Source organism: Nonomuraea sp. NPDC004186 (genome assembly GCF_053603495.1).
Genome location: NZ_JBSGFQ010000002.1, coordinates 304,068 through 312,544, shown reverse-complemented (window position 1 = coordinate 312,544; position 8,477 = coordinate 304,068). Strand labels below are relative to the sequence as shown.

Below are 8,477 nucleotides of genomic sequence, written 5' to 3'. Positions count from 1 at the left end.
GGCTGGCGGCCGGTGCGCCCGTGCTGCGCCGCCTGATGGCCGCCGCGGCGGCCTCCGGCGTGGTGCTGATCAGCATCGAGCTGCTCACCCCCGGGCGGCTGGCCGAGTTGGCGGGCACGGCCGAGCGGGGCAGTCTGGCCTACGCCGTGGTCTCGGCGCTCGGGTTCGCGAGCAGCGCGGCGGGCAGCGCGCTCGCACCCCGGGTGGCGCGGCTGGCCGGCGGCTCAGCCGGGGGCGCGATCGCCGGGACGGTGCTGGCCGCGCTGTCCGTCGGGGCGCTCGCCGCGACCGCGGGGCTAAGGGGCCCGGCTGGGCTGGTGAGCGCGGGGCTGGCGTACATGACGCTCTTCGTGGGGCTGTCGGTGGCGGGCCTGCTCTGCCTGGAGATGACCCACAACGCGGTCAGCGCGGCCGAGCGCACCACCGTCACCTCGACCAGTTCGCTGTCGCTGCAGGCGGGCGGGGTCGTGGCCAACCTGACGCTCGGCGCGCTGGCCGGGCAGGCGGGCGTGGCCGTCGCGTGGATCGGCGCCGCGCTGGTGGTGCTGGCCTCGGCCCTGCTGTTCGTACGGATGCCCGCGCCTACAGGCTCCAGTCGATCTCCGGCCCCACGGGCACGATCCCACTCGGGTTGATGTTGGTCTGGGTGATGTAGTAGTGACGCTTGATCTGGTCGAAGACGGTGGTTTCGCGGAAGGCCGGGATCGCGTACAGCCGGCGCGCGTACGCCCACAGCGCCGGATAGTCGACCAGCCGCCGGACCGAGCACTTGAAGTGCCCGTGATAGACGGCGTCGAACCTGGCCAGGGTCGTGTACAGGCGCACGTCGCTGTCGGTGAGGACGTCGAAGAGGTGTTCCGACTCCGCCAGGCGCACCTCGAGGAAATCGAGCGTGGTGAAGACCCGGGCCACGGCCTCCTCGTACACCTGCTGGTCGCGGGAGAAGCCCGCCTCGTAGACCGCGTTGTTGAGGCCGTGGTAGAGGCGGTCGTTCATGATGTCGATGTCGGGGCGGAGGCGTTCCGGATAGAGGTCGGGGGAGGTTCCCCATGACATTTCCAGATCGAGGGTGATCTGCGGGAAGTCGTTGGTGACTATCCGCTTGTCCCTGGTGTCCCAGACGCACGGCACGGTGTAGCGGCCCGTGTAGTCCGGGTCGGTCGCGTGGTAGAGCTCCGACAGATACTCGGGGTCGCCGTCCGGGACGCGCCAGCCCTTCTCGTCGCGGATGGGGTCGACGATCGTGACGTCCAGCACGTCCTCCAGGCCGAGCAGCGCGCGGACGATCAGCACGCGCTGCGCCCACGGGCAGGCGTAGGAGGCGTAGAGGCGGTAGCGGCCGGGTTCGGGCGGGCCGAGGCGGTCGGTGAAGCGGTTCGGCTGCCGTACGAACCGGCCATCTTCGGAGAGCTCGCGGCGCAGCTTCATGACCCCAGTAGAACATGATTCGGACACAGAACTATATTCGGCATGTGTCGAAATTTGTGGTGACTCCCGCGAGCCAGGCGCAGCGGGAGGCGTGGGTGGGCGGGGCGATCCCCGAGGTCGAGCGGGTGCGTCCGGGGCTGTGGTCGGTCCCGGTGCCGATCCCGATCAACCCCCTGCGGTACGTGCTGGTCTATGTCCTCGAACTGCCCGACGGCGTGGTGATCGTCGACGCCGGGTGGAACACCGACGAGGCGTACGACGCGCTCGTCGCGGGTCTCGGCGTGGCCGGGTACGCGATCACCGACGTCAAGGGCGTGCTCGTCACCCACATCCACCCCGACCACTACGGCCTGGCCGGGCGCATCCGCGAGATGTCCGGGGCCTGGATCGCCCTGCACCCGGCCGACGCCCGCCTGATCCGCGAACGCTACGACGACGAGGTCATCGACTCCCTCGTGGACCGGGAACGCGCGCTGCTGGTCCGCTGCGGCGTGCCGCCGCTGACGCTGGACGAGCTGGCCGGCGCGTCCATGATGTTCAGGCACGTGGTCTCGATGGCCAGGCCGGACCGGCTGGTCGAGGACGGCGACGAGCTCGGCCTGCCCGGCTGGGACCTGCGGGCGATCTGGACGCCGGGCCACTCGCCCGGCCACCTGTGCTTCGTCTCGCCCTCGCGCCGGCTGCTGTTCTCCGGCGACCACGTGCTGGCGAAGATCACGCCCATCGTGGCCGTCCACCCCCAGTCGGGTCCGAACCCGCTGGCCGACTACCTCGACGCGCTGGCCGCCGTGCGCAAGCTGGACGTGGAGGAGGTGCTGCCGGCCCACGAATACCGGTTCCTGGAGCTGGCCGAGCGGGTGGATTACGTGCTGGCGCACCACGACGAGCGGCTGGCGGAGATCGAGCAGGTCGTCGGCTCTCTGGACGGCGTCACGTGCTGGGACGTGGCCACCCGCCTGTCGTGGTCGCGGCCGTGGGAGACGATCCCGCCGTTCATGCGGCGCGCGGCCAACAACGAGACGCTGGCCCATCTGGCGTGGCTGGCGGCCAAGGGGCGGGTACGCAGGGAGCCCGGCGAGCCCGAACTGTGGCGCCTGCCCTGACGCGGTCTATCGTAGCTCGTAACAGAATGTTGTTCTCCTGCGTGGGAGGTTCGATGCTTCGGTTCGATGACAGGGTCGCGATCATCACGGGCGCCGGGCACGGTCTTGGCAGGTCGCACGCGCTCCTGCTGGCCGAGCGGGGCGCCAAGGTCGTCGTCAACGACCTCGGCGGCGCGCTCGACGGCACGGGCGCCTCCACGGGGCCCGCCGCCGACGTGGTCGAGCTCATCACGAAGAACGGCGGCCAGGCCATCGCCAACGCCGACAACGTCGCCACGCCGGAGGGCGCCAGGGCCATCGTGCAGGCCGCCGTGGACGCGTTCGGCAAGGTGGACATCGTCGTCAACAACGCGGGCATCCTGCGGGACAAGTCGTTCGGCAAGATGACGGTCGAGGACTTCGACGGGGTGCTGGCCGTGCACGTACGCGGCTCGTACCTGGTCAGCCAGGCCGCGTACCCGCTGATGAAGGCGGCCGGCTACGGCCGCATCGTCAACACCTCCAGCCCGGCGGGCCTGTTCGGCAACTTCGGCCAGGCCAACTACTCCACCGCCAAGATGGGCCTGGTCGGCCTGACCAAGACGCTCGGCATCGAGGGCGCCCGCAACGGCATCAAGGCCAACGCCATCGCGCCCATCGCCTGGACCCGGATGACGGAGGCGCTGCTGCCGGCCGAGTTCGAGGCCAAGTTCACGCCGGAGCGGGTGAGCGCGCTGGTGGCGTACCTCGTGCACGAGACGTGCGAGGCGAGCGGCGAGGTGTTCAGCGTGGGCGGCGGCCGGGTGGCGCGGGTGTTCGTGGCGGAGGGGCCGGGCTGGAAGACCGACGACCTCACGCCGGAGGCCGTCGCCGGCAACTGGGAGGCCGTCATGGCCGAGCAGCCCTACGTGCTCACGGCCGCCGACTCGATGAAGGCGATGCTCTAAGGGTTGTCGGATCCCCGCCGCCGGGCACTCCACGCCGGCGGCGGGGATCCGTCATGCGCTCAGCGAGGCGACGTGGATGACGCGGCGTAACAAGCGAGGCTCCAAGGGGGACTTCTGTCAGAGGGCGACGCCGAGATGGCCGCTCATCGAAGGACCTTGGCCGAAGTACGAAGCCGCGATAGATGCCCAAAAAGCCGGAAAAACCGGGCTTTGTTCGATCTTCGGCGGAAGTCGCCGGAGTTTTGTCGATACTCACTCTTGATTTGCCGCATCGGTGATCTTATTGTCGCGGCATGACCCCCCAGCCGGGCTCTGCCGGAGATGTGCTGACATTGATCAGCGCAGGTTCGGCCACGACCCGTTCCGATCTAGCGAGGCTCACCGGCCTGGCCAGGTCCACGATCTCCCAGCGCGTGGACGCGCTGATCGAGCGCGGGCTGGTCGAGGAGACCGAGAGCGGTGAGTCCACCGGTGGCCGCCCGCCGCGCCAGCTGCGCCTGCACACCGAGGAGCACGCCTTCGCGGGAGTCGACCTGGGGGCGACCCACTGCCGGGTCGTGTTGATGGACATCTCGGGCAACCTGCTGGCCGAATGCGAGGACTCGCTGCTGATCGGCGAGGGGCCGGAGAAAGTGCTCGCCCACGTGGACCAGCGTCTCGACCAGCTGCTCGGCGAGGCGGGGCGGCCCCGGTCGGCGCTGCGCGCCATCGGGGTCGGGGTGCCGGGGCCGGTGGAGTTCGCCACGGGACGGCCGAACAACCCGCCGATCATGCCGGGCTGGAACGACTACCCCATCCCCGAGTACTTCGACGGCGTGTCGGTGCTGGTCGACAACGACGTCAACGTGATGGCGCTCGGCGAGCACCGTCACTCGTTCCCCGGTGCCGGCCACCTGCTGTTCGTCAAGGTCGGCACGGGCATCGGCTGCGGCATCATGGCCGAGGGCAAGCTGCACAGGGGCGCCCAGGGCTCGGCCGGCGACATCGGGCACATCCGGGTCAGCGGCCACGAGGACGCGGGCTGCCGGTGCGGTAACAGCGCCTGCCTGGAGGCCGTGGCCGGTGGCGCCGCCATCGCGCGGCGGCTGAGCGAGCTGGGCCTGCCGGCCGAGTCCGGAGCCGACGTCGTGGCGCTCGTACAGGCGGGCAACACCCAGGCGCTGCGGCTGGTCAGAGAGGCCGGCCGGCTCGTCGGCGAGGTGCTGGCCAGCCTGGTCAACTTCTTCAACCCCGAGGTCATCGTCATCGGCGGGGCGCTGTCGCGGGTGCACGAGCACCTGCTGGCCGGGATCAGGGAGACGGTCTACCGCAGGTCGCTCCCGCTGGCCACGCACCACCTGTCGATCACGCCGAGCCGTACGGGCATCAACGCGGCCGCGCTCGGGGCGGGGATCCTCGCCATCGAGCACTACCTGTCGCCGGACAACATCAACCGGATCGTCAACGCCTGAAAGGGACTTTCCCCGATGCTGGTCATGAAGGGCATCGTCAAGCAGTTCCCCGGCGTGCGCGCGCTGGACGGAGTCGACCTGGACGTACGGGCGGGCGAGGTGCACTGCCTGCTCGGCCAGAACGGCGCCGGCAAGTCCACCCTGATCAAGGTGCTGGCGGGAGCGCACCAGCCGGACGAGGGCACGATCCTGTTCAACGACCAGGAAGTGCGCCCGAGCAGCCCCATCGACGCCATCAGGCTCGGTTTCGCCACGATCTACCAGGAGCTCGACCTGGTCGACGGGCTCAGCGTGGCCGAGAACATCTTCCTCGGCCACGAGCACGCCCGCTTCGGCTTCGTCAACCGGGCGGCCGCCAGGCGCGCGGCCCGCGAGGTGCTCGAACGGCTCGGCCACGGGGAGATCCGCGCCTCGGCCGAGGTGGGCCGGCTGTCACCGGCGGCCAAGCAGGTCGTGTCCATGGCCAGGGCGCTCTCCCACGACGCCCGCCTGATCATCATGGACGAGCCCTCCGCCGCCCTCGCCCACGACGAGGTCGCGAACCTCTTCCGCATCATCCGCGAGCTGACCGCCCAGGGCGTGGCCGTGGTCTACATCTCGCACCGCCTGGAGGAGATCCGCGAGATCGGCGACCGGGTCACCGTGCTGAAGGACGGCCGCACGGTCGCCGTCGGCCTGTCCGCGCGGGACACCCCCACCGGGGAGATCGTCTCGCTCATGACCGGCAGGAACGTCGAGTACGTCTTCCCGCCCCGGGCCGGCCGCTCGCCGGGCGAGGAGGTGCTCAAGGTCGAGAACCTGTCCTCGCCGGGCGTCTTCTCGGGCGTGTCGTTCTCCGTCCGGGCGGGCGAGATCGTCGGGCTGGCCGGGCTCGTCGGCTCGGGCCGCTCGGAGATCCTGGAGGCCGTGTACGGCGCCCGCCCCGCCTCGGGCCGCGTCCTGCTCGCCGGAACTCCCATGCGCCGCAGCGTCGTCGGCACCGTCAAACGCGGCATGGGCCTGGCCCCGGAGGAACGCAAGGCCCAGGCCCTCCTCCTCGACCAGAGCGTCACCGCCAACATCACGCTGGGCACCCTGCCGGGGTTCGCCAGGTTCGGCTGGATCGACCGCAAGCGGGAGCGGGCCGAGGCCAAGCGCCTGTCGGAGATGTTGGACATCAGGCCACCCGATCCCGAACGCCCGATCCGGACCCTGTCCGGCGGCAACCAGCAGAAGGCCGTCCTCGCCCGCTGGCTGCTCGGCGGCCGCAAGCTGCTCCTGCTCGACGAGCCGACCAGAGGCGTGGACGTGGGCGCCAGGGCCGAGCTGTACGCGGTGATCCGCAACCTGGCCGAGCAGGGGATCGGCGTGCTGCTGGTCTCCAGCGAGGTGCCCGAGGTGCTCGGCCTGGCCGACCGGGTGCTCGTGTTACGCGAGGGGACGGTCATCCACGAGGGCGACGCCGAGGGCCTGGACGAGCACCGCGTACTCGACATGATCATGAATGGGAGGGCGGCGTGATGAGCGAGCCCACAACGGACCGGCCGCTCGCGGGGGTGGGGTCGCCCCCGTCGCCGGGCGGCTTCCGCGCCAGTTTCGGAGAAATGCGACATCTCGGGCTGTTGGCGGCGCTGGCGCTGCTGATCGTCGTCGGCCTCGTCACCGTGCCCGGGAACTTCGCCACCGCCTCCAACCTCGTCAGCATCCTCTCCCTGGCCGCCACGATCGGCGTGATCACGGTCGGGGCCACGTTCGTGATCATCGGCGGCGGCATCGACCTGTCGGTCGGCGCGGTCATGGCGCTGGCCTCGGTCTGGGCCACGACGCTGGCCACGCAGTCGTACGGGCCGGTGGTGATGGCGATCTGCGCCATCGCCGTCGGGACCGGGGCGGGGCTGGTGAACGGGTTACTCATCGCCTACGGGCGACTGGTGCCGTTCATCGCGACGCTGGCCATGCTCGTCGCCGCCCGAGGGCTGGCGCAGCGCATGTCCGACCGCAAGACCCAGCTCATCCAGTCCGACAACTCCGCCATCGTGGACCTGTCGACCACGCGCCTGCTCGGCATCCCGCTGCTGGTCTACATCTTCGCCCTGGTCGTGGTGCTCGGGTGGGTCGTGCTCAACCGCACGACGTTCGGGCGGCGGACGTACGCGGTCGGGGGTAACCCCGAGGCGGCCAGGCTCGCCGGGATCGACGTGCGCAGGCACACGATGCTGCTCTACGCCCTGTCAGGGCTCTGCTGCGGCATCGCCGCGATCCTCATCATGGCGCGTACGACGACGGGCTCGTCCACCCACGGCGACCTGTACGAGCTCGACGCCATCGCCGCGGTGATCATCGGCGGCACGCTCCTCACCGGGGGCCGGGGCACGATCGTGGGCTCGATCCTGGGCCTGCTGATCTTCACCCTCATCACGAACCTGTTCATTCTCAACGGGCTCAACACCAGCGACCAGCTGATCGCCAAGGGCCTGATCATCGTCGTCGCCGTCCTTCTCCAGCGGCGGAACTTGAAGGAGAGAGCACCATGAGTGAGAACGTCGCGCGCAGGGGATTCCTCGTCGGCGGAGCCGTACTCTTAGCGACGGGCTGCACCAGCAACGAGCCCGCGGCATCGACCGGCAACTCGGCCTCGGCGCCCGCGCCCGCCCCGGCGGCCAGCGGCAACGACCAGCCGGGCGACAAGGTCACGATCGGGTTCTCGGCGCCCGCCGCCGACCACGGCTGGATCGCGGCCATCGCCAAGAACGCCGAGAGTGCCGCGAAGCAGTACTCCGACGTGGAGTTCAAGCCGGTCGAGCCGACGAACGACATCAACCAGCAGATCTCCGCGGTCGAGTCGCTCATCGCGGCCAAGGTGAGCGCGCTGGTCATCCTGCCCAACGACGGCCAGCAGCTGAACCAGGTCGCGCTCCAGGCCACCGCGGCCGGGATCCCGGTCATCAACCTCGACCGCGTCTTCCCCGACAAGCTGGCCTACCGGACCTGGATCGGCGGCGACAACTACGGCATGGGCGTCGCGGCCGGGCAGTACATCGGCAAGCAGCTCAAGGACAAGGGCGTCGCCAACCCCGTCATCGTCGAGATCCAGGGCATCGCCACGCTGCCGCTGACGCAGGACCGCAGCAAGGGCTTCGCCGACGCGCTGAAGACGTTCGGGTTCAGCGTCACGGCCAAGCAGGACGCCAAGTTCACGGTCGAGACCGGCAACCAGGTGGCCACGTCGCTGCTCCAGGCGCACAAGAAGATCGACGCGCTCTGGAACCACGACGACGACCAGGGCGTCGGCGTGCTGGCCGCGATCAAGGAGGCGAACCGGAACGAGTTCATCATGGTCGGCGGCGCCGGGTCGCTGAACGCGATGAAGGAGATCCAGTCGGGTACGTCGGTGCTGAAGGCCACGGTCACCTACAGCCCGACGATGGCCTCCTCGGCGATCAAACTCGCACGTCTGATCGCGCAGGGGAAGGGCATGAGTGATCTGGTGGAGAACCAGGTTCCGCAGTCCATCACGCTCGCATCCGAGACCATTACCAAGGACAACGTCGAGAAGTACCTGGCGCTCGGCTTCGAATCCTGATCGGGGG

At 69.8% G+C, this 8,477-nt stretch carries 8 protein-coding genes; 7 read left to right on the top strand and 1 reads right to left on the bottom strand.

What is annotated here, in order from left to right; genetic code table 11:
- Nucleotides 1-635 (top strand): hypothetical protein (locus tag ACWEPL_RS03045; RefSeq protein ID WP_452434910.1); only part of this gene is annotated, 635 nt, incomplete at its 5' end.
- On the opposite strand, the gene ACWEPL_RS03040 is transcribed toward ACWEPL_RS03045, so the two are convergent.
- The gene (locus tag ACWEPL_RS03040) at nt 583-1,428 is read right to left on the bottom strand and encodes a glutathione S-transferase family protein (protein ID WP_364259831.1); all 846 of its coding nucleotides are present in this window, start codon (nt 1,426-1,428) and stop codon (nt 583-585) included. The genes ACWEPL_RS03045 and ACWEPL_RS03040 overlap by 53 nt on opposite strands.
- A 44-nt stretch (nt 1,429-1,472) precedes the next feature.
- On the opposite strand from ACWEPL_RS03040, the gene ACWEPL_RS03035 reads away from it, so the two are divergent.
- The 6 genes from ACWEPL_RS03035 (at nt 1,473) to ACWEPL_RS03010 (ending at nt 8,470) form a co-directional block, all read left to right on the top strand.
- Nucleotides 1,473-2,531 carry an MBL fold metallo-hydrolase gene (locus ACWEPL_RS03035; protein WP_452434908.1) on the top strand — a complete coding sequence of 353 codons (1,059 nt, stop codon included), beginning with the start codon at nt 1,473-1,475 and terminating at the stop codon, nt 2,529-2,531.
- 53 nt (nt 2,532-2,584) lie between these two features.
- The gene (locus ACWEPL_RS03030; protein ID WP_350729346.1) at nt 2,585-3,457 is read left to right on the top strand and encodes an SDR family oxidoreductase; all 873 of its coding nucleotides are present in this window, start codon (nt 2,585-2,587) and stop codon (nt 3,455-3,457) included.
- Nucleotides 3,458-3,750: 293 nt separating this feature from the next.
- Nucleotides 3,751-4,908: an ROK family transcriptional regulator gene (locus tag ACWEPL_RS03025; RefSeq protein WP_350729347.1), complete on the top strand. Its 1,158-nt coding sequence runs from the start codon at nt 3,751-3,753 to the stop codon at nt 4,906-4,908.
- Between the two features lie 15 nt (nt 4,909-4,923).
- A complete protein-coding gene (locus ACWEPL_RS03020) occupies nt 4,924-6,408 on the top strand; it encodes a sugar ABC transporter ATP-binding protein (RefSeq protein WP_350729349.1) in 1,485 nt (494 codons plus the stop codon).
- Complete coding sequence (locus tag ACWEPL_RS03015; protein ID WP_452434905.1) at nt 6,408-7,421, top strand: ABC transporter permease; 1,014 nt, start codon at nt 6,408-6,410, stop codon at nt 7,419-7,421. Before ACWEPL_RS03020 ends, ACWEPL_RS03015 begins: the two co-directional genes overlap by 1 nt.
- Nucleotides 7,418-8,470, top strand: coding sequence for an ABC transporter substrate-binding protein (locus ACWEPL_RS03010; RefSeq protein WP_363976548.1), 1,053 nt, complete (start codon nt 7,418-7,420; stop codon nt 8,468-8,470). The genes ACWEPL_RS03015 and ACWEPL_RS03010 overlap by 4 nt, the downstream gene beginning before the upstream one ends.
- Nucleotides 8,471-8,477: the final 7 nt, after the last annotated feature.

What these genes read in the sequence shown, in the direction of transcription:
- ACWEPL_RS03040 (WP_364259831.1), bottom strand. Translation starts at nt 1,428, where the DNA reads ATGAAGCTGCGCCGCGAGCTCTCCGAAGATGGCCGGTTCGTACGGCAG.
- ACWEPL_RS03030 (WP_350729346.1), top strand. Translation starts at nt 2,585, where the DNA reads ATGCTTCGGTTCGATGACAGGGTCGCGATCATCACGGGCGCCGGGCAC.
- ACWEPL_RS03025 (WP_350729347.1), top strand. Translation starts at nt 3,751, where the DNA reads ATGACCCCCCAGCCGGGCTCTGCCGGAGATGTGCTGACATTGATCAGC.
- ACWEPL_RS03020 (WP_350729349.1), top strand. Translation starts at nt 4,924, where the DNA reads ATGCTGGTCATGAAGGGCATCGTCAAGCAGTTCCCCGGCGTGCGCGCG.
- ACWEPL_RS03015 (WP_452434905.1), top strand. Translation starts at nt 6,408, where the DNA reads ATGAGCGAGCCCACAACGGACCGGCCGCTCGCGGGGGTGGGGTCGCCC.
- ACWEPL_RS03010 (WP_363976548.1), top strand. Translation starts at nt 7,418, where the DNA reads ATGAGTGAGAACGTCGCGCGCAGGGGATTCCTCGTCGGCGGAGCCGTA.